The following is a 19,347-nucleotide window of genomic DNA, read 5'->3' on the forward strand; positions in this document are numbered from 1 at the left end:
TCGGCCCTTGGCCCGCGTGAAGCAAGCGCGAGCAGCTACATATTTCATAGTCATCGCCCGATCGACACCATGACCCATTCCATCCTCCGCCGCCGCGCCGCCCTGGCCGGCGCCGCCCTGCTGGCCGGCCTGGCCGTGCTGCCGCAGGCACGCGCCCAGTCGGCCGCCGCCTGGCCCGACCGGCCCCTGCACATGATCGTGGGCTTTCCGGCCGGCTCCTCGCCCGACCTGACGGCGCGCGCGCTGGCCGATCCGCTGGCCAAGGCGCTCGGCCAGCCCGTGATCGTCGAGAACAAGGTGGGCGCCGGCGGCAACATCGGCGCCGACGCGGTGGCCAAGGCGCGCGATGGCGACACCATCGGCCTGATGATCAACGGCAACCTGACCATCGCCAGGCTGCTCAACCCCGCGCTGCGCTACGACCCGGCGACCGACTTCGCGCCCATCAGCCTGATCGGCGTGGCGCCGCTGGTGCTGGTGGCGCCCGTGAGCGCACCGGGCGCCGACGCGCGCGCCTTCCTGGACGCCGCGCGCCAGGCCGGCAACAGCTGGAGCTACGGCTCGCCCGGCGTCGGCACCGTGGGCCACCTGGGCATGGAGCTGCTGAAGGCGCGCACCGGCATCGCCCCGGTGCACGTGCCCTACCCCGGCTACGCCCAGGTCTTCAGCGGCCTGGTGCGCGGCGAGCTGCAGCTGTCGATGCTGCCGCCGGCGCTGGCCCAGACCCAGATCGCCGCCGGCAAGCTGCGCGGCATCGGCGTCACCAGCAGCGGGCGCAGCCCCCTGATGCCCGGGCTGCCCAGCCTGGCCGATGCGGGCGTGAAGAACTTCAACCTCGAGATCTGGAACGCCGTGGTGGCCCCCGCCAGCATGCCGGCGGCCCACGTGGCCAAGCTGGCCGAGGTGCTGGGCGCCATCGTGCGCACGCCCGAGATGCGCGCGCAACTGTTCCAGCAGGGCTGGCAGGCCGTGGGCTCTTCGCCCGAGGGGCTGGCCCGCCGCATCAAGGCCGACACCACCAGCCTGGGCACCATCATCCGCGCGCAGAACATCCGCGTGCAGTGAACCTCCCAGCCGGCCTGGGCGCCATCGGCCGCTGCCCGTGGCGGGGAAGGAGATAGCGGATCAGGTCACGGCATGGCGCTGATTGAACTCGGGCTTCAGGTATTCCTGCTTCTGCAGCACCTCGGCCAGATGGCGCGCGGCGTGCCACACGTCCTCGTGGCGCAGGTACAGCGGCGTAAAGCCCAGGCGCACGATGTCCGGCTGCTGCGCGTCGCCCGCGCGAAAGTCCCCGATCACGCCGCGCGCGATCAGCGCCTGCACGATGGCATACGCACTGCCCGCCGGCAGCCTGGCCGTCGGCGACAGGCACACCTGCGAGCCGCGCCGGGCATGCTCGCGCGGGGTGACCAGCTCGAACTGGCCCGGGCACTGGGCCTCGACCCGCTCGATGAACAGATCGGTCAGCTGCAGCGACTTGGCACGCAGCGCGGCCATGCCGCCCAGGCCGGCGGCGGCGTCGAACACGTCCAGCGCCGCATCCAGTGCGGCCAGGCTGATGATCGGCTGCGTGCCGCACTGGTAGCGCGTGATGTCCATGGCCGGCTGGTACTCGGGCGTGAAGTCGAACGGCGCCGCATGCCCCCACCAGCCGGCCAGCGGCTGCCAGCAGCGGGCCACGTGGCGCGGATGCACCCACACGAAGGCCGGCGAGCCCGGGCCGCCGTTGAAATACTTGTAGGTGCAGCCGACGGCAAAGTCGGCATCGGCACCAGTCAAGTCCACCGGCACCGCGCCGGCGCTGTGGCACAGGTCCCACACCGTCAGCACCCCGGCGGCATGCGCGGCGGCGGTGATGTGCGCCATGTCGTGCAGCGCGCCGGTGCGGTAGTTGACCTGGGTGAGCATCAGCACCGCCACGTCGGGCTGCAGGCTCTGCAGCACCTCGTGCGGCTCGATCAGCTTGAGCGTGCAGCCGCGCTCGCGGCACAGGGCCTCGGCGATGTACAGGTCGGTGGGGAAGTTGCTGCGTTCGCTGACCACCACGCGGCGCGTGCCGTCCTGCTGCCGGGCGATGGACAGCGCGGCCGACAGCGCCTTGTAGAGGTTGATCGAGGTGGTGTCGGCGGCCACCACCTGGCCGGCCTGGGCGCCGATCCAGGGGGCGATGCGGTCGCCCACGCGGCGCGGCAGGGCAAACCAGCCGGCCTTGTTCCAGCTGGTGATCAAGTCGCGCCCCCACTGCTGGGCCACCACGGCGGCCACGCGCGCGGGCACGGCGCGGGGCTGCGCGCCCAACGAGTTGCCGTCCAGGTAGATCACGCCGGCAGGTAGGTCGAACAGCTCGCGCAGCGGGGCCAGCACATCGGCGCGGTCATGCGCCTGGCAGTCGGACAGGGAAGTCATTGGCTCTCCAAAAGATAGCTGCTTGCGCCCATCTGGCGGGCGCGAGCGGGGGGTTTGATTCAAATTCAGGATGGCAGGGGGCGCACCGGCCAGGCGTGGGCCAGGTGCTCCCCGATCCATGCCTGGGGCATGGGGGGATGATGCCTGCGGGCCAAGCCCTGGGGCCTGAAGGCTTTCAGGCGTTGGCGGCTTGCAGGGCGTCGATGTCGCGGCCGGTGTAGTCCTTGAGCAGCTTGAGGCCGACCAGCGATGCGAGCGTCATGCCCATCAGGTACCAGGCGGGCGCGAACTTGCTGCCGGTGGCGTTCACGAGCCAGGTGGAGATGAAGGGCGAGAAGCCGCCAAAGATCGTCACGCCCACGCTGTAGACCAGGGACATGCCGCTGGCGCGCAGGTGCCGCGGGAACATCTCCGGCAGCATGGTCAGCGTGGGGGTTCCCTGGATCGTCAGCAACACGCTGAGCCCACCCATGACGGTGTAGAGCACCGCGGGCGTCGGCGATGCGTTCAGCCACAAGAAGCCTGGGTAGACCGACAAGACCAGCACGATCCGGCTCCAGAAAATGAGGGGCTTGCGGCCGATGCGGTCGCTCCACCGGCCCACCAGCGGAGAGCCGGAGAAGGTCACCAGGCCGGTCAGCGCGGCGCCGAACAGGGCGACCACGGGCGACATCCCGAGTTCGCGGATGGCGTAGTTGGGCATGTAGAAGGTCGTGACGAACGCCGCGACCGTCGGCCCAATGGAGCTGAGCGTGGCGGTCAGCAAGGTCCCCGGATACTTAACAGGCCGTTGAAAAATCCCCTGCGAGCGTCCGCGTCGGCCGCTACGATCTGAAGCCATCCCGGAACAACTGCGACAAGAAAGATGAGAGGCAACCAAGACTTCCAGGGGGCGATGTTTAGCTACATCAGCCTTGAAGAAAGAGTGCCAGCGGCACACCCGCTGCGCAAGTTGCGCGCCGTGGTGGATGCGCTGCTGTCGAGCATGAACAGCGAGTTCGAAGCGGTGTACGCCCGCCGTGGCCGCCCCTCGGTGCCGCCGGAGATGCTGCTCAAGGCCTTGCTGCTGCAAATCCTGTTCTCCATCCGCAGCGAACGCCAGCTGGTCGAGGCGGTCAACTACAACCTGCTGTACCGCTGGTTCGTGGGCCTGAACATTGAAGACAAGGTCTGGGACCACTCCACCTTCAGCGCCAACCGCGAACGCCTCTTCAACGAAGACCTGGCGCGCGCCTTCTTCGAGCGCGTCAAGCTCAGCGCCCAGTGGGGCCGGCTTGCCAGCGACGAACACTTCAGCGTGGACGGCACGCTGATTGAGGCCTGGGCCTCGCACAAGAGTTTCAAACGCAAAGACGACGACAGCGGCACGCCACCCGGACGCAACCCCGAGGTGAACTTCAAAGGGCAGGAGCGCTGCAACGACACCCACGCCAGCACCACCGATGCCGATGCCCGGCTGTTCAAGAAGAGCGCGGGCGACAAATCTCGCCTGTGCCACATGGGGCACATCCTCATGGAGAACCGCAACGGGCTGATCGTGGATGTGGAGATCACACATGCCAGTGGCACCGCCGAGCGCGAGGCGGCGCTGGCGATGCTCAAACGCCGGGGAAACAAGAACAAGCGGGCCACGGTCGGGGCCGACAAAGGTTACGACAGCCAGGCCTTCATCAAGGGCTGCCGAAAGCTCAAAGTCACGCCACACGTGGCGGCCAAGGACAAGCACTCGGCGGTCGATGGCCGCATCCGGCGCCACGAGGGCTACAAGACCAGCCTCAAAGTGCGCAAGCGCATCGAGGAGGCCTTTGGCTGGATCAAGACAGTGGGTGGTCTGGCCAAGACCAAATTGATCGGTCAGGCCAAGCTCGCGGGCCAGGCGCTGCTGTGCTTTGCCACCTACAACCTGGTGCGCATGGGCAGTCTGGGCGGCTGGTGGGACGCGCATCATGCGTGAACCATGGGATACGTGCGCCCGGAACGGGCAAAACGGCCTGCAAACAGGCCGAAATGGCCGCTCCAATCGCTGCGCAGGCCAGTTTGGGCGATCCGTTTCTTCGAAATCCACGACCCTGGCGCGTTCGATGAGCATTTTTTCAACGGCCTGTTAAGGCAGAGCTCGGCCACGCTGTTGCGCTGCCGGGGAGCGGCCATGGCCGGCGTTTCTGTCTGGTGCAGCGATTCGTGCAGGCGGCGGCGGATGTACATGCCGACCGGCGCGATCAGCAGGCCCAGCGCGAAGGGCACGCGCCAGCCCCAGGCCTCCATGGCCTGGGGACCGAGTCCGAACGAAAGCGCGCTGACGACCAGGGCGCCGACCAGGATGCCCAGCCCCTGGCTGGCCGTCTGCCAGCTGGCCATGTAGCCGCGGTTGGTGAGCGTCGCATGCTCGACGAGCAGCGTGGTCGATGCGCCGACCTCGCCACCGGCCGAGAAGCCCTGCAGCAGGCGCGCCACCACGATCAGGACCGGCGCCGCGACGCCGATCTGCGCATAGGTGGGGGCCACGGCGATCAGGCCGCACCCCAGCGCCATCAGGAAGAGGGTCACCAGCATGGCCTTCTTGCGGCCGGCACGGTCGGCATAGGCGCCGATGACGATGCCGCCCAACGGCCGCATCACGAAGCCGACGCCGAATGTCGCAACCGCCAGCAACAGCTGCCCGTAGGAGCTGAAGGTGGGGAAGAACAATTTCCCGATCAGCATCGCCATGAAGCCGAAAACCGTGAAGTCGAAGAACTCGAGCGCGTTGCCGATGGTGGTTGCCACGATCGTCGTGCGCCGGCTGGGCGGATGGCCGATGGAAGTTGCTTGGGGCATGACAGAGTCCTTGGGGTGAAAGGATGGCGGGGCTATGCCCTCGAGGCGCGGAGGCGATGGGGGCCCGGGATGCTTGTTGTCAGCGGCCCAGTCCCAGGCAGGCCTGGATGACCGCGGTGCGGAACTGGCCGGTGATCATCCCGTGCCATTCGTCGTCGTTCACGTAGGAGGCTTCGAACTGCGTCTGCCGGATCTGTGCCTGCTGCTCGGGCGTGCTCCGGCCCGGATAGCGGCGCAGCCAGTGGCTGGCGCGCAGCACGTTGAAATCGGCGTCGTGGCGGGTGCCGTATTCCATCGCGATGCCCACGCCATGGGCCTGCGGGCATTCGTCGAACAGGGCGCCGATGGCGTGGCCGACCACCTGGCGGGAGGCGGACTCGCCCTCCCACGCCGCCACCACGTCGGCGCCCCAGATGGCCCGGGTGTCGCGCAGGTTTTCCGTGGCCCCCGGCAGGCCACCGTGGATTTTCTCGCCATGGCCGAACCGGCCCAGTCCGGTGTGCACGTCGATCCAGGCGATGCGGCTGCGCCCCGCGCCGTGCTGGCGCAGGATGCCGCGCAGCGTGCGGTTGCTCCAGGAAGGCGCGGTGCCCGAAAAGAACAAGCCGTCCGGAAAGGCCGACTGGCCGGTGCTGATGGCCTGGTGGAAGGCGGTCCGGCCGTGCGCCGCGATGTACTGGGCGATGGCTTTCTCGTTGTCGGGCGTGGGGGGCCAGGTCTCGGGCAGCAGCAGGTCGTGCAGCTCGGCGTAGCCGGGGTTGTCGGTGAGGCGGCCGAAATCGATGAAGTTGCGGTTCAGGTCGATGTTGTCTTCGTTGACCCGGCACAGGTGCGAGAAGCCGTAGGGGTTGACGGCGTGGATCAGCAGCACCGCCACGCCCTGGCGCCGGGCCAGGGACATGGCGGGTTCGTCCTCCAGCCATGCGACCTGGCAGCCCGAGCCGCAGAAGCCCTCGGCCCCGTGCACGCCGGAGGTGACGATCAGCAGGGAGCGGGCATCGGGGTCGCCCCACAAGGCCACGTCGGTGGCCAGGGGCTCGCCCTGGGCGCCGAGGGGGCCGTTGTCGAGCACGTGGTGCTCAAGCCGGGCGCCGGCCTTGCCAGCAGCCGCGATGAACTTCTGGCGCGCCTGCGCGTAGTTGTCGGAAAAGCAATGACGGACCCATGCGGGATGGGCGGGCGTGTTCGTGGACATCGTGTGCGTGGAGGGTGGGCTTCACTGGGGCTGATAGCCCGACTGGCGGATGACGGCGCCCCAGCTGTCGGAGATGCGCTGCACGGATTGCGCCAGCGCATCGGGTCCGCCGTAGTTGATGGGAACCCCCTGGCCTTCCAGCCGGGCCCTGGTCTTGTCGCTGGCCAGCGTGGCGCGGACCGCCTCGCTGTAGCGGCCGATCAGGCTCGGGGCGGTGCCGGCCGGCGCGTAGATGCCGACCAGATTGCTCGACTCCAGGCCCGCGATGCCCGCTTCACCGAAGGTGGGAACGTCGGGAAATTCGGCCAGGCGGCTGGTGCCGGAAACCGCCAGCAGGCGCACCTTCTTGCTCTTGGCGTAGGGGGCGAGCTCCACCGAGGAGGTGATGCCGAAGGGGATCTGGCCCCCGACCAGGTCGGCCAGCAGCGGCGCGCCGCCCCGGTACGGCACCGGGGTGGTTTCGACGTGCAGCGACTTGGCCAGCAGGCCGACGGCGAATTCCGGGATGCTGCCCGGCGCGGGCACGCCCATGTTGACCTGCCCGGGATGCTTGCGCGCCCATTCGGCAACGTCCTTCACCTGGGTGATCTGCGTGCTGGCGTGGGTGGCCAGCGCGATGAATCCCTTGTCGGTGACCAGGGCGACCGCCGTGAAGTCGCGCGGCGGCGAGAAGCCGGGGTTCTTGAGCGTGTGCGGCAGGATCGCCACGGTGTGGTCGTTGGTCAGCAGCAGCGTCTTGCCGTCCGGCGCGGCGGCCTTGAGGGCCTGCGCCGCGATCAGGCCGCCGGCACCGGGCCGGTTCTCGACGATGACGGGCTGGTCGAGCGCGGTCGACAGGCCTTCGGCAAGGATGCGGGCCGATGCATCCAGCCCCCCGCCCGGGGGAAAGCCGACGAGGATGCGGATGGGCTGCTGCGCCGACTGGGCCAGCGCCACCGGCGCGGTGAGCGCCGCCATCCAGCCCATGGCCACCAGGGCGATGCCCCTGAGGCATTGCAAGCGGCGGGGCGATGCGGTCGAAGGTGTGCGGGGTGCGCGGTTCGTTGGCATGTCGTGCTCCAGGGGAGTTGCGGATCAGGCCTGAAATGTAGAAACTTGTGGGTATAAAAAAAAGATCAATTATTTTTTCAACATCACATCAAAATTTATATGGCAAACACAACCCGAGTGATGCTCGACGACGGATGGCGCTTGAGCCTGCGGCAGATGGCCATCTTCCGCGCGGTGGCGCAGTCGGGGAGCCTGCGCTCGGCGGCGCGGCAGGTGCACCTGACGCAGCCGGCGGTCACGCATGCCGTGCGCGACATGGAGCAGAGCCTGGGCACCGCCTTGTTCGTGCGCAGCGCCAAAGGCGTCGCGCTGACGGACGTCGGGGCGGTGCTGATGCGGCGCACCGAGCTGGTCTTCAACGAGCTGCGCCGGACGCAGGATGAGATCCGGGAGCTGCGCGACGGCACCGGCGGCCGGCTGTCCATCGCCTTCAGCTCGGCCGCCGGCCCCCTGCTGCCGCCGGCGCTGCTCGATTTCCGCGCCCGCCGGCCCGGCGTGTCCCTGGAGCTGCACGAAATGATCTCCGCCGGCAGCGACCCGCGCTGGCAGTCCGGCAGCTTCGATTTCGCCGTGGTCAGCGAGAGCGCCGTCACGCCGATGGATGGCGCGCAGAGCGAGGCCTTGCTCGAGGTGCCGCTGCGGGTGGGACTGCGCCAGGGGCACGCGCTGGCGCGGGCGCGCTCCCTCAAGCGCCTGCATGGCGCGCTGTGGGTGGCGCCCAGCTACGGGCTGGCCCTGCTGGAGCGGCTGTTCGCCGCCCATGGCCTGCCGCCTCCGCCCGACGTGATCGCCTGCCAGTCGACCCAGCTGGGGACCCAGCTGATGCACCGTGCGGATGCGCTGGCGCTGATGTCCTCGGACATGGCCAGCGACAGCCGCTATTCGCGCGGCCTGAGCTGGCTGTCCCTGACCGAAACCCCCTTGCCGCATCTGCGCATCTACCTGCTGGTGCGCGACGAGGCCGCGCTGACCCCCGCGGCCCGTCTGTTCATCGACTGCCTGCGGCGGGCCGTGACGGCCCGCTGGCGCAGCGGCGCGGCACGCAGGCCCGTGCAGAACGGCCCGCAGGGTGCTCAGGCGCCGGACAGCGGCTCCAGCGGACCCCTGGCGCCATGACAACACGCCATGCCAGGGATGGCGCACCGCGCCTTGCCGCCACCGCCTTGGCGGGGCGCGGCAGATACCATGGGTCGATCGTGAACACGTTTCCAGAAGGGGGTGTGCGATGAAGCTACATCAACTGCGCGCGCTGGTCGCCTGCGCCGACCATCGGAGCCTGCGGGCGGCCGCCGACGCCCTGGCCTTGTCCCACCCCGCGGTGACGAAGACGGTGCGGGAGCTGGAGGTATCGCTGGGGGTTCCGCTGGTGGTGCGCAGCGCGCAGGGGGTCACCCTGACGGCGCACGGAGAGACGCTGTGCGTGCGGGCGAGGCAGGTGCTGGCCGACCTGCGCCGGGCCGAGGAAGAGATCCACCAGCTCAAGGGCGGGCAGGGCGGCCGCGTGGCCATCGGCCTGACCTCGGCGCTGGCGCTGTTCGCCATGCCCGCGGTGCTGGAAAGAATGCGCCAGTCCCTGCCCTACGCCAGCATCGAGGTCTCGGAGTGGACCCTGGGGACCTACCTGGACCGCCTGCGGGACGGCACGCTCGATTTCTTCGTCTCGCCCTTTCCGGCCGTCATACCGCCGGACTGCGACGCCACGGAGCTTGCCAGGGGCCGCCTGGTGGCCGCCGCGCGCAGCGGCCACCCCGCCGTGCAGGCGACATCGCTGCAGGCACTGACGGCGTACGAATGGCTCTACCCCGCGCCGGTCGTGGACCGGGCGCAGTTCGACGACGTGTTCCTGGCGCTGGGGCACAGGGCGCCGGAGCGCGTGACCGCGTGCGATTCGGCCCTGCTGGCCCTGGGACTGATGCTGCAGGGAGACACCTTGGGCCTGTTCTCCCGGCCCTACGCCGAGCATCCGCTGGTGCGCCACGGCATCCGGATCGTGCCGGTCGCCGACACCTTGCCCGAAATCCGCCTCGGCATCATCCACAGGAAAGACATACGCCTGACGCCCACGGCGCGCCAGTGCCTGAACCACATCAGACAGGTGATGGCGCAGCTGCCCTGGTAGAGAGGTCCGCCGGGCTGCAGGCCCGCCCGTGCCGGCCCCTTGCCGGACAAGCTCTCGCCGCTCCAACTTTTGGTTCCCGAGTGGAAGGAAAAAGTCGCTGTTCGTATTGTTTTGGCTCTTCTAGACTCGGTTTCCATCATCGGAAAACACAAGAAGAGAGACACATGAAAGCAGCGATTGCGAGAGGATTGGGAAAGCGCCAAGGGGTGTGGTGCGTCGCGCTGGCAGGTGCGCTGCACCTGTCCGCCAGTGCGCAGAGCACGCTGGCGCTCGAGATGGGGCCGCCCCCCAGCCAGGGGCCCGGGGTCGAGTTGTATGGCCTGGTCGACGTGGCCGCTTCCTACATCGACAACCAGGGCGGCAGCAGCAGGCTGTCCCAGCTCGGCGTGGGCGGCGACCGCGGCAACCGCTGGGGCGTTCGTGGCCGGGAGGACCTGGGCGGCGGCAAGCAGGCGTTCTTCGTGCTCGAGGGCGGCATCAACATGAGCACCGGCGCGGCGCTCCAGGGCGGGCTCACCTTCGGTCGCCTCACCATCGTGGGCCTGCGCGACCAGCAATGGGGCGAGGTGACGCTGGGCAACCAGTACGACTTCATGTACGACCTGGTGGGCTATTCCGCCGCGGCGACGGGCAACGGCGGCCTGTACGCCTTCCACCTGGGCAACCTGGACCGGACCGCCGGCGATCGCATGAACAACAGCGTGCGGTACAAGTCGCCGTCATGGGGTGGGTTCAGGGTCGGCGCCATGTACTCGTGGGATGCGGTGGCGGCCAACCCCGCCTCCAACGTCGGCCGCAGCTTCACGGCGAGCTATGCGGCCGGCCCGTGGAGCGTGGGCGCTGCCTACACCTCGGTCGCCAACCACGCGCAGGTGCTGGGCATCGGCACCCAGGTGCTGGGCTATTCGCTGATCAATTTCGCCAGCGGCGCCGTGTTCGACAAGCTGACCACCGGCGGCATCGGCGTGAGCTATGCCAAGGACCGCCTGTATGCGGGCGCCATGCTCACGACCGCCCAACTGGTCCGCGGCGGGAGTTCGGCCCGGATGAACATGCAGGACATCGGGGCCAGCTACCAGTTCTCGCCCGGCTGGGTGGTCGGCGGCGCCCTGTCCTTCTACCAGATGGACGACAAGCGCTGGACCACCTTGACGGGTGGCGTGCAGTACTTCTTCTCACGCCGCACCAACGTCTATGCCAACTTCGCGTCGCTGCGCGCGTCGGGTCCCAACAACAACCAAGCCCAGCTGTTTACTGCGCTGGCTTCCTCATCACGATCGCAGTTCTCCACGATGGTGGGTATCCGCCACGTGTTCTAAAGGCCAGGACAACACCGAGCAAGTTCCGCGTGCGTCGCGCACGCGACGTTGCAAACCCCGTGATGGCAATCGCCATGGCGGGGTTTTTTTTGTGCGCCCGGCCAGTAGGCTAAGTCCCGGTGCCGACCCACACCTGCGCCAGCTGTGGCGCTCCGCAACCTGGTCTCAGGCGCCGCCCAGCAGCTGCTTGATGTCGTCCGTCCAGTCCTGCAGCGGCGTGCCGTAGCGCACGAACAGGCGCAGCCGCCCCTGCGGGTCGTAGACGTAGCTGGCCGCGGTGTGATCGACGCTGTAGTCGGCCGAATCCTTGCGCGGCACCTTCTGGTAGAACACCTTGAAGTCCCTGGCCAGCGCGGCCAGCTTCTCGGGCGTGGGGGCGTACAGCGCCAGAAAGCTCGGATCGAAGGGCTGCATGTAGGCCTTGAGCACGGCCGGCGTGTCGCGCTCCGGGTCGACGCTGACGAACAGCACCTGCAGCCTGTCGCCCTCGGCACCCAGCGCCTGCTTGACCTGCGCCAACTCGCTCATGGTGGTGGGGCATACGTCCGGGCAGTGGGTGTAGCCGAAGAACACCACCACCACCTTGCCCTTGAAGTCGGCCAGCGTGCGCGGCTTGCCGTCGAAGTCGACGAGCGCAAAGTCCTTGGCGTAGTCGGCCCCCGTGATGTCGGTGGCATGAAACGACGCCTTGCCCGGCGAACAGGCAGAAAAACCAAGCACGGCGCCCGTCAACAGGGCGCCAGCAGCTATTTTTTTAAGAGCTAATCGGCGTTGCATGCGGTCCCGGGGCCTCAAACGTAGTGATCGACCAGAAGCGCGGCGAACAGCAGCGACAGGTGGATCAGGGAAAAGCGGAAGGTCTTGCGCGCCTGCGCGTCGGAATAGGCGCGCCACAACTTGAAGGCCTGCCAGATGAAGCCGGCGTTCAGCACCAGCGCGGCGGCCAGGTACAACCAGCCGCTCATGCCGTAGATGAAGGGCAGCAGGCAGGCGGCCAGCAGGATCAGCGTGTACAGCAGCACCTGCAGGCGGGTGAACGCGTTGCCATGGGTCACCGGCAGCATGGGCAGGCCGCTCTTGCGGTAGTCCTCCACCCGGTACAGCGCCAGCGCCCAGAAGTGCGGCGGCGTCCAGATGAAGATGATCAGGAACATCATCAGCGCCTCGGGCCCGACCTGGTTGGTCATGGCGGCCCAGCCCAGCACCGGTGGCATGGCGCCCGAGGCGCCGCCGATGACGATGTTCTGCGGCGTCAGCGGTTTGAGGATGACGGTGTAGACGATGGCGTAGCCGACGAAGGTGGCGAACGTCAGCCACATGGTCAGCGGGTTGATCCACACCAGCAGGATGGCCGAGCCCAGGATGCACAGCCCGGCCGAGAACCACAGCGCCTGCATGTCCGACAGCTGCCCGCGCGCCGTGGGGCGCCAGGCGGTGCGCTTCATGTGCACGTCGATGCTTTTCTCGATCAGGCAGTTGAACGCCGCCGCCGCCGCCGCCACCAGCCAGATGCCCAGCGACGCCACGACGATCTTGCCCGCCTGCGCCCAGCTGGGCACGCCGGGCACGGCCAGCACGGCGCCGATCAGGGCGCAGAACACGATCAGCTGCACCACGCGCGGCTTGGTCAGCTCGTAGTACTGGCGCCAGACCGGCAAGGCGGGCGTGCCGGCAACCTGCGCCGCCGCGGCGGGAATGGGACCATGGCTCATGGGATAACCTTCGTGCTTCGCACTGCGGTGCGAGCCCCCGCGCTGCCGAAGGCTGCGCTTCGCTTGCCGGGGGCGGCCGGGCGGGGGCTCATGCATGCACTCCTGCGGGCCGGCCCGCGCCCGTCGGCTCGCGTTGCGCGGCGCGGCTGGCGCACAGCGCCCAGACCAGCACCGTCATCAGGGCCGCGCCGCCGCCGGTGTGCACCACCGCGGCCAGCAGCGGCCAGCCCAGCACCACGTTGGACAGGCCCGTGGCCAGCTGCAGCAGCGCCAGCAGCAGCAGTGCCCGCCGCTGCCGCGGCAGCGCCGCCGCACGGTGCAGGCCCCACACCAGCGCCAGCAGCAGCGCCAGCACGAGGTAGGCGAACAGGCGGTGGGTGTAGTGGATGGCCGTCAGCGCGGCAAAGCTCAGCAGCCCGCCGCCGCCCTGCTCGCCCAGCGGGCGCCACAACTCGAAGCCCTGGGCGAAGTCCATGGGCGGCCACCAGCTGCCCTGACAGGTCGGAAAGTCGCTGCAGGCCAGCACCGCGTAGTTGGTGCTGACCCAGCCGCCCAGCACCAGCTGCAGGCCCACGGCCGCGGTCGCCAGCCACAGCAGCGCGCGCAGGCCGCGTGCCAGGGTCTCGGCCGCGCCGGCATCGCCCGCCTGGCGGTAGCGCTCGGCCTGCATCGTCAGCAGCACCAGCAGGCCCACGCCGCCCAGCAGGTGCAGGGTGACGATGGCGGGAAAGAGCTTCATGGTCACCGTCAGCGCGCCGAACGCCCCCTGGGCAAGCACCCACAGCAGGGTGAGCAGCGGCCACCCCGGGCTGACCGCCGCCGGCGCGGCGCCCGCCACGCGCCGCGCGCGCCGCCACTGCAGCCAGGTGGCCACGCACAGCACGATGATCAGCACGCCCACGCCGGTGGCCAGGTAGCGGTGCACCATCTCCACCCAGGCCTTGCCTTGGGTGACGGGGCCGGTCGGCATGGCCGTCTGCGCGGCCTGGATTTGGTCGCGCGCGCCCACCGGGCTCATGTGGCCGTAGCAGCCCGGCCAGTCGGGGCAGCCCAGGCCCGAGTCGGTCAGGCGCGTGAAGGCGCCGAACAGCACCAGGTCGAAGGTCAGGAACAGGGTGAGCAGGGTCAGCGCGCGCAACTGCGTCGCCGGCGCCGCGCCGCGGTGGCGCAGCCCCAGCCAGGCCAGCGGCCCCAGCGCGACGGCCAGTCCCATGCCCATCAGGTGCAGGGCCGGGCTCAGGTTGTACAGGGCGACCGAATCCATGACCGTTTACTGGGTGGCCGGCGACTCACGCCCGGCATTGTCCCAGCCGGCCGAGGCCCGCATCAGCCGATCCAGGTCTTGCCGGGCCTTGCCGGCGCCGTCCTTGTCCAGGCGCGCCGGAAACCGCATCATCCAGTGGCCCAGCGGATCGACCACGTACAGGTGCTCCTCCAGGCGCTGGCCCTCGGCCGGTTGCAGCCACTGGGTCAGCGCGGCGCGCGGCACCCGCAGCACCACGGCCTCGCGCAGCGCCGGCTTGAGCGCCTCGCGCACCGGCTGCTCGTCGTCCACCAGCCACACCCAGTCCATGCGGTCGCGGTTCTTGCCCATGCTCTCGTGCAGCTGGCGCTCGAGATACAGGTTGCTTTCGCACCCGGCGTCGCAGGCGCCGCTGGCCACGCTGATCAGCAGCCACTGGCCCTTGAGCCGCTCCAGATCGACGGTCTTGCCGTCCAGGTCGGTGGCTTGCAGCGCGGGCATGGGGCGTTGCGGGTCGATCAGCTGGCCGTAGTTGGTGCGGCCCTGGGGCCGGATCACGTAGTAGCTGAGGTACGAGGCGACGACGGGCGCGGCGCACACCAGCGCCAGCAGCAGCATCTGCCAACGTCCGACACGCGTGCGGCGGGCGTTGGGCGCCAGGGTGGCGTCGGGCGTGGGCAGGGCGTGCACCGTCAGGCCCAGCGGCTGCTCGGCGTCAGGAGCCGCGGGAGCCGCGCCGGATGAAACGTAGAGGTCGGACAACTTGGAACCAGATAAAAAGCCCGCCGATCAAGGCGCACAGGCTGAACCACTGAAATGCATAGCTGTAATTGGTGCCGGCGCCGCTCACCAGCAGCGGCCAGTCCCGCTCCAGGCCTTCGCCAGGGCCGCCGGTTTGCTGCACCACGGCGGCCAGCAGGGGCAGGCCGGTTTCGCGGGCGTAGGCCGGCAGGTCGATATTTTGCCGGATCGGGCCCGGCGACTCCGGACCAAGGGCAAACAGGGACGGCACGTGCGTCAGCACGCGCCCGCTCACGCGCACCTCGCCGGCAGGCGTGTCGACCTGCGGCAGCGCCAGGCGGTTGTCGAAATTGCGCGGCACCCAGCCGCGCAGCACCAGCACGTCGGCGCCGCCGCCGTCCAGGCGCAAGGGCGTGGCCACGTAAAAGCCGCTGCGCTGGCCCATGGTCCGGTTGTCCAGAAAGACCGTGCGCTCGCTGACCCAGCGGCCCGTCAGCGCCACCCGGCGCTGGGCCAGCGCGCCCAGCTCCGCTTGCGTGCGGGCCGCCACAAGGGCCTGCGCGTCGACGGGCGGCAGGGTCTCGGCCGCCTGCTCGGCGGCCAGCACCGCCTCTTTCTCGGCCGCGCGGGCGAGCTGCCAGCGCCCCAGGCCCGCCGTGACCGCCATGCCGACCAGGGTAATCGCCAGCAGCAAAATCCGGCGTCCCGTCATGCCGCGCACCACCGCCGGATAATCGCGCCCATGAAGTCATTGCTGCTTGGCATCGCGTTCGTGGCCATCGTCGCCAGCCTCGGTTCGGCCCTGTTTTTCATGCTGCGCAGGCCCGATGGCGAGCGTAGCTCGGAGGAGCAGCGCCTGCAGGACGACCGCCACCGCGCGCGCGGCATGTTCTGGTCGCTGGCGCTGCGCGTGGGTTTGTCGGTGTTGGTGTTCGTGTGCATCCTGCTGGCCTGGGAGCTGGGCTATCTCCACCCCTCGGGGCTGCCGATCCAGCCGTGACCAAGCAAAAGAGCGCCAGGCGGCGCTCTTTTGTGTTGGATTCAAAACCGCGGCGGAGGTTCAGATCCAGTACACCAGGATGTACAGGAACAGCCACACCACGTCCACGAAGTGCCAGTACCAAGCGGCACCCTCGAAGCCGAAGTGGTGCTGCGGCGTGAAGTGCCCCTTCATCAGGCGCAGCGTGATGAAGAACAGCATCAGCATGCCCACCAGCACGTGAAAGCCGTGAAAACCGGTGAGCATGAAGAAGGTCGAGCCGTACATGCCCGAGGCCAGCGTCATGTTCAGTTCGGTGTAGGCATGGTGGTATTCGTAACCCTGGACGCACAGGAAGGTCAGGCCCAGCAGCACCGTCACCCACATGAAGGCGATGCAGCGCGCGCGGTGGCCGGCCTGCAGCGCGTGGTGCGCGATGGTCAGCGTCACGCCCGAGGACAGCAGCAGCGCGGTGTTGATGGTGGGCAGCCAGAACGGCCCCATGGTCTGGAAGGGCTCGACGATGCCGGCCGGCGAGGCGGTGGTGCCGGGCGCGGCGCTGGGCCACACGGCCTTGAAGTCGGGCCACAGCAAGGCGTTGTTCAGGTTGCCCAGCTCGGGCAGCGAGTGCTTGTGCGCCCACCACAGGGTGGTGAAGAAGGCGCCGAAGAACATCACCTCGGAGAAGATGAACCAGCTCATGCTCCAGCGAAACGAGGTGTCGACCCGGCGGCCGTACAGCCCGCCTTCGCTTTCGTGCGCGGCCTCGCGGAACCACTGGAACAGGGTGAACAGCCACCACAGGATGCCGGCCAGGAAAATCCAGTGACCGGCGTCCATGCGGTTGATCCACAGCGTGCCGCCGATGATCATGGCGAACAGGCCGATGGCCGCCATGATGGGGTGCCGCGAGGGGTGCGGTACGAAGTAATACGGCGCGGTGCCGCTCGCGGTGCTGCTCATGTCAACGTCACTCCTGTTCTCTCTCGATTCTGTTGCTGGTCTTGGTTCTCGTCTGTCGTCCGTTCGGTCCGCGCCCTTCAGGCGCCGGCCGCCACCCATCGCACCACCGCGACCAGCAGGCCCACGAACACCAGCAGGGTCAGCAGGGCCGCCACCACGATGGTCGTGGGGCTGACCCGCGCCACGTCGGCGCGGTGCGCGCTGGACTTGCGGATGCCCAGCAGGCCCCAGGCCACGATCTTCAGCGAGTGCCCCAGGGAGGGCGCGCCAGCGCCGGCACCCGGGGCTGCCGCCGGTCGCGCGGACTTCGCGTCAAGCCGGTTCATGCGCCCTTCCCGTCCGTGCGCGCCACGGCGGCGCTGCGGGTGTCGGGCGCGGCCGGCGTCTTGCCGCCCACCTCGAAGAAGGTGTAGGACAAGGTGATGGTCGCCACGTCCTTGGGCAGGCGCGAGTCGATCACGAACACCACCGGCCACTCGCGTTTCTCGCCCGGCTCCAGCGTGTACTGGTTGAAGCAGAAGCACTCCACCTTGTTGAAGTGCGGCGCGGCCTGCCGCGGCGCATAGCTGGGAATGGCCTGTGCCGTGACGCGGTGGTCCTGCACGTTCTGGAACTCGTACATCACCGTGGACAGCTCGCCCGGATGGACCTTCAGGCTGCGCAGCGCGGGCTTGAACCTGAAGGCGCCACGCGCGTTGGCGTCGAACTCGACGGTGATGGTGCGGCTGCGGTCGACCTGGGTGTTGGCCGCCACGCGCCGTGCCTCCTCGCCGGTGGCGGCTGCGTCGCCAGGCAGCGCGCCGCCCGAGAGCGTCAGGATGTTGATGCCCGTCACCTCGCAGATGGTGCGGTACAGGGGGATCAGCGCATAGCCGAAGGCGAACATGCCGGCGGCCACCACCGCCAGCTTGCCCACCATCCTGAGGTTTTCAAGCCGCAAGCTCATCGCGCCACGCCCTCAATGCCCCAGCAGCATGTAGCGCCGCACCACGAAGCCGATCAGCAGCACCGCCACCACGCTGGCCAGGATCAAGCCCAGCCGCACGTTGCGCCGGCGCAGTTCGCGCTGTTCGGGCGTGTCCTTCGTCATGGCCGCGGTCCGCTCGCCTGGGGTTCGTGTCAGGCGACGATGCGGGTGGCCGACGCATCCAGCTTGGGCGGCGTCTCGAAGGTGTGGAAGGGCGCCGGCGAGGGCACTTCCCACTCCAGGCCTTCGGCGCCTTCCCAGGGCTTCTGGGGCGCGGGCTCGCCCTTGCCGCGCAGCATGGGCAGCGCGACGGCGAAGAAGAAGTACAGCTGCGCGGCGCCGAAGAAGAAGGCGCCGATGGACGCGATCATGTTGAAGTCGGCGAACTGCATGGGGTAGTCGGCGTAGCGGCGCGGCATGCCGGCCAGGCCCAGGAAGTGCATCGGGAAGAAGGCGACGTTGAACGACACCATGGACCACCAGAAGTGGATCTTGCCGCGCGTCTCGTTGTACATCACGCCGGTCCACTTGGGCGACCAGTAGTAGTAGGCGCCGAAGATGGCGAACAGCGAGCCGGCCACCAGCACGTAGTGGAAGTGGGCGATGATGTAGTAGGTGTCCTGGATCTGGGTGTCGATCGGCACCACGGCCGGGATCACGCCGGTGAAGCCGCCGATGGTGAACACGAAGATGAAGCCCACGGCCCACAGCATGGGGGTCTCGAACGTCATGGAGCCGCGCCACATGGTGGCCGTCCAGTTGAACACCTTCACGCCGGTGGGAATGGCGATCAGCATGGTGCCGTACATGAAGAACAGCTGGCCCGTGACCGGCATGCCGACGGTGAACATGTGGTGCGCCCAGACGATCAGCGACAGCGTGGCGATGGAGGCCAGCGCGTAGACCATCGAGGTGTAGCCGAACAGCTTCTTGCGCGCGAAGGTGGGCACGATCTGGCTGATCATGCCGAAGGCCGGCAGGATCATGATGTAGACCTCGGGGTGGCCGAAGAACCAGAAGATGTGCTGGTACATCACCGGGTCGCCCCCGCCGGCGGCGTTGAAGAAGCTGGTGCCGAAGTGGCGGTCGGTCAGCGTCATGGTGATGGCGCCGGCGAACACCGGCATCACGGCGATCAGCAGGTAGGCGGTGATCAGCCAGCTCCAGCAGAACATGGGCATCTTCATCAGCGTCATGCCGGGCGCGCGCATGTTCAGGATGGTGACGATGATGTTGATGGCGCCCATGATGGAGGACGCGCCCATGATGTGCAGCGAGAAGATGGCCGCGTCCAGCGACATCGGCATCTGCGCCGACAGCGGGGCGTACAGCGTCCAGCCGCCGGCGGGCGCGCCGCCGGGCATGAAGAAGGTGGACGCCAGCGTGATGCCGGCCGGGATCAGCAGCCAGAAGCTGAGGTTGTTCATGCGCGCGAAGGCCATGTCCGAGGCGCCGATCTGCAGCGGCACCATCCAGTTGGCGAAGCCCACGAAGGCCGGCATGATGGCGCCGAACACCATGATCAGCCCGTGCATGGTGGTGAACGAGTTGAACATCTCCGGGTTGACGATCTGCAGGCCGGGCTCGAACAGCTCGGCGCGGATCAGCATGGCCAGCAACCCGCCCACCATCAGCATGGTGAACGAGAACAGCAGGTACATCGTGCCGATGTCCTTGTGGTTGGTGGCGAACACCCAGCGGCGCCAGCCCGTCGGCGCGTGGCCGTGATCGTCATGCGCGTGATCGAGGTGACCGGCGTGGGGGTTGGGAAGTACGGCGCTCATGGAGATTTCTCCGGATATCAGGCTTGTTCGATGGAAGGGGCGTCAGGAG

The 19,347-nt window shown here is 68.6% G+C and carries 20 protein-coding genes; 6 read left to right on the forward strand and 14 right to left on the reverse strand.

The features are described from left to right. The first annotated feature begins 69 nt into the window (after window positions 1–69). Window positions 70–1,065, forward strand: coding sequence for a tripartite tricarboxylate transporter substrate binding protein (locus H6927_17380; protein MCP5219856.1), 996 nt, complete (start codon window positions 70–72; stop codon window positions 1,063–1,065). A 60-nt stretch (window positions 1,066–1,125) separates the two neighbouring features. On the opposite strand, the gene kynU is transcribed toward H6927_17380, so the two are convergent. Both kynU and H6927_17390 read right to left on the reverse strand, forming a co-directional pair. Then, a complete protein-coding gene (gene kynU / locus H6927_17385; protein ID MCP5219857.1) occupies window positions 1,126–2,409 on the reverse strand; it encodes a kynureninase in 1,284 nt (427 codons plus the stop codon). A gap of 175 nt (window positions 2,410–2,584) precedes the next feature. After that, window positions 2,585–3,250, reverse strand: coding sequence for an MFS transporter (locus H6927_17390; GenBank protein MCP5219858.1), 666 nt, complete (start codon window positions 3,248–3,250; stop codon window positions 2,585–2,587). A 24-nt stretch (window positions 3,251–3,274) separates the two neighbouring features. Here H6927_17390 and H6927_17395 point away from each other — a divergent pair, with 24 nt between their 5' ends. Then, a complete protein-coding gene (locus H6927_17395) occupies window positions 3,275–4,363 on the forward strand; it encodes an IS5 family transposase (GenBank protein MCP5219859.1) in 1,089 nt (362 codons plus the stop codon). On the opposite strand, the gene H6927_17400 is transcribed toward H6927_17395, so the two are convergent. From H6927_17400 to H6927_17410, 3 genes are all read right to left on the reverse strand, one after another. Then, window positions 4,354–5,226, reverse strand: coding sequence for an MFS transporter (locus H6927_17400; GenBank protein ID MCP5219860.1), 873 nt, complete (start codon window positions 5,224–5,226; stop codon window positions 4,354–4,356). The genes H6927_17395 and H6927_17400 overlap by 10 nt on opposite strands. A 79-nt stretch (window positions 5,227–5,305) precedes the next feature. Further along, window positions 5,306–6,421 (reverse strand): DUF2817 domain-containing protein, encoded by a 1,116-nt coding sequence (locus H6927_17405; GenBank protein ID MCP5219861.1) that lies wholly within the window; start codon window positions 6,419–6,421, stop codon window positions 5,306–5,308. 21 nt (window positions 6,422–6,442) lie between these two features. Further along, window positions 6,443–7,471 carry a hypothetical protein gene (locus H6927_17410; protein MCP5219862.1) on the reverse strand — a complete coding sequence of 343 codons (1,029 nt, stop codon included), beginning with the start codon at window positions 7,469–7,471 and terminating at the stop codon, window positions 6,443–6,445. A 99-nt stretch (window positions 7,472–7,570) separates the two neighbouring features. Between H6927_17410 and H6927_17415 the strand changes: the two genes are divergently transcribed. From H6927_17415 to H6927_17425, 3 genes are all read left to right on the forward strand, one after another. Continuing rightward, window positions 7,571–8,587 carry a LysR family transcriptional regulator gene (locus H6927_17415; GenBank protein MCP5219863.1) on the forward strand — a complete coding sequence of 339 codons (1,017 nt, stop codon included), beginning with the start codon at window positions 7,571–7,573 and terminating at the stop codon, window positions 8,585–8,587. Window positions 8,588–8,696: 109 nt separating this feature from the next. Beyond that, a complete protein-coding gene (locus H6927_17420) occupies window positions 8,697–9,590 on the forward strand; it encodes a LysR family transcriptional regulator (protein MCP5219864.1) in 894 nt (297 codons plus the stop codon). 164 nt (window positions 9,591–9,754) lie between these two features. After that, entirely contained in the window at window positions 9,755–10,909 is a 1,155-nt protein-coding gene (locus H6927_17425) for a porin (GenBank protein ID MCP5219865.1), read from the forward strand. A 165-nt stretch (window positions 10,910–11,074) separates the two neighbouring features. On the opposite strand, the gene H6927_17430 is transcribed toward H6927_17425, so the two are convergent. From H6927_17430 to H6927_17450, 5 genes are all read right to left on the reverse strand, one after another. Continuing rightward, window positions 11,075–11,686: an SCO family protein gene (locus H6927_17430; GenBank protein MCP5219866.1), complete on the reverse strand. Its 612-nt coding sequence runs from the start codon at window positions 11,684–11,686 to the stop codon at window positions 11,075–11,077. 14 nt (window positions 11,687–11,700) lie between these two features. Next, on the reverse strand, window positions 11,701–12,621 hold the full coding sequence (locus H6927_17435) for a protoheme IX farnesyltransferase (GenBank protein ID MCP5219867.1): 921 nt from the start codon (window positions 12,619–12,621) through the stop codon (window positions 11,701–11,703). Between the two features lie 88 nt (window positions 12,622–12,709). Then, window positions 12,710–13,885 (reverse strand): COX15/CtaA family protein, encoded by a 1,176-nt coding sequence (locus tag H6927_17440; GenBank protein ID MCP5219868.1) that lies wholly within the window; start codon window positions 13,883–13,885, stop codon window positions 12,710–12,712. Window positions 13,886–13,891: 6 nt separating this feature from the next. Continuing rightward, window positions 13,892–14,626 (reverse strand): hypothetical protein, encoded by a 735-nt coding sequence (locus H6927_17445; GenBank protein MCP5219869.1) that lies wholly within the window; start codon window positions 14,624–14,626, stop codon window positions 13,892–13,894. Next, window positions 14,580–15,272: an SURF1 family protein gene (locus H6927_17450; protein MCP5219870.1), complete on the reverse strand. Its 693-nt coding sequence runs from the start codon at window positions 15,270–15,272 to the stop codon at window positions 14,580–14,582. The genes H6927_17445 and H6927_17450 overlap by 47 nt, the downstream gene beginning before the upstream one ends. 75 nt (window positions 15,273–15,347) lie before the next feature. Between H6927_17450 and H6927_17455 the strand changes: the two genes are divergently transcribed. Beyond that, window positions 15,348–15,605 carry a DUF2909 domain-containing protein gene (locus tag H6927_17455; protein MCP5219871.1) on the forward strand — a complete coding sequence of 86 codons (258 nt, stop codon included), beginning with the start codon at window positions 15,348–15,350 and terminating at the stop codon, window positions 15,603–15,605. Window positions 15,606–15,665: 60 nt separating this feature from the next. On the opposite strand, the gene H6927_17460 is transcribed toward H6927_17455, so the two are convergent. From H6927_17460 to ctaD, 4 genes are all read right to left on the reverse strand, one after another. Further along, window positions 15,666–16,547 carry a cytochrome c oxidase subunit 3 gene (locus H6927_17460; protein ID MCP5219872.1) on the reverse strand — a complete coding sequence of 294 codons (882 nt, stop codon included), beginning with the start codon at window positions 16,545–16,547 and terminating at the stop codon, window positions 15,666–15,668. A 77-nt stretch (window positions 16,548–16,624) separates the two neighbouring features. Next, window positions 16,625–16,873, reverse strand: a complete 249-nt coding sequence (locus H6927_17465; protein MCP5219873.1) for a DUF2970 domain-containing protein — start codon at window positions 16,871–16,873, stop codon at window positions 16,625–16,627. Further along, window positions 16,870–17,493 (reverse strand): cytochrome c oxidase assembly protein, encoded by a 624-nt coding sequence (locus H6927_17470; GenBank protein MCP5219874.1) that lies wholly within the window; start codon window positions 17,491–17,493, stop codon window positions 16,870–16,872. The genes H6927_17465 and H6927_17470 overlap by 4 nt, the downstream gene beginning before the upstream one ends. 173 nt (window positions 17,494–17,666) lie before the next feature. Then, window positions 17,667–19,298, reverse strand: coding sequence for a cytochrome c oxidase subunit I (gene ctaD / locus H6927_17475; protein ID MCP5219875.1), 1,632 nt, complete (start codon window positions 19,296–19,298; stop codon window positions 17,667–17,669). Window positions 19,299–19,347 lie beyond the last annotated feature (49 nt).

The sequence above is a fragment of the Burkholderiaceae bacterium genome (genome assembly GCA_024235995.1).
Classification (GTDB): domain Bacteria; phylum Pseudomonadota; class Gammaproteobacteria; order Burkholderiales; family Burkholderiaceae_C; genus Ottowia.